We start from the raw sequence: 1,011 nt of genomic DNA, 5'->3' as shown, positions 1-1,011 counted from the left end.
GAGGCCCCTGTGGTGGGTACCGGGATGGAGTTGCGGGCGGCGGTGGATGCCGGTGATGTCGTGGTCAACGACAAGCCCGGTGTGGTCGAGGAAGTGTCGGCGGATTATGTGACGGTGATGGCCGATGACGGCAGCCGTAAGTCGTATCGGATGCGGAAGTTCGCGCGGTCGAATCAGGGCACGTGTGCCAATCAGCGGCCGATCGTGGACGAGGGCCAGCGGGTCGAGCGCGGTCAGGTGTTGGCCGATGGTCCGTGCACCGAGAACGGTGAGATGGCCCTGGGCAAGAACCTGCTGGTGGCGATCATGCCGTGGGAGGGTCACAACTACGAGGACGCGATCATCCTGTCCCAGCGGTTGGTGGAAGATGATGTGCTGACCTCGATCCATATCGAGGAGCACGAGATCGATGCTCGTGATACGAAGCTGGGTGCCGAGGAGATCACTCGCGATATCCCGAATGTTTCCGATGAGGTCTTGGCCGATCTCGACGAGCGGGGGATCGTGCGGATCGGTGCCGAGGTGCGTGATGGTGACATTCTGGTCGGGAAGGTCACCCCGAAGGGTGAAACCGAGCTGACCCCCGAGGAGCGGCTGCTGCGGGCGATCTTCGGTGAGAAGGCGCGTGAGGTGCGTGACACCTCGCTGAAGGTGCCCCACGGCGAATCCGGCAAGGTCATCGGTATCCGGGTGTTCTCGCGCGAAGACGACGACGATCTGCCTCCCGGCGTCAACGAATTGGTCCGGGTGTATGTGGCGCAGAAGCGCAAGATCCAGGACGGTGACAAGCTCGCCGGCCGGCATGGGAACAAGGGTGTGATCGGCAAGATCCTGCCGACCGAGGATATGCCGTTCATGCCCGATGGCACGCCGGTGGACATTATTTTGAACACCCATGGTGTGCCGCGTCGTATGAATATCGGGCAGATCCTGGAAACCCACCTCGGCTGGATCGGTAAAGCCGGCTGGGAAGTCGATGTCGCCGCCGACGGCACCCGTCCGGATTGGGCG

The 1,011-nt window shown here is 62.6% G+C and carries 1 pseudogene; it reads left to right on the top strand.

The features are described from left to right. Positions 1 to 1,011: pseudogene (locus ACLML9_RS28860) on the top strand (DNA-directed RNA polymerase subunit beta); the annotation flags it as partial.

The sequence above is a fragment of the Nocardia sp. NPDC002869 genome (genome assembly GCF_046764065.1).
GTDB lineage: Bacteria > Actinomycetota > Actinomycetes > Mycobacteriales > Mycobacteriaceae > Nocardia > Nocardia rhamnosiphila.
Note: the sequence above shows the minus strand (reverse complement) of the source record. Positions and strands in the feature narration are given on the sequence as shown.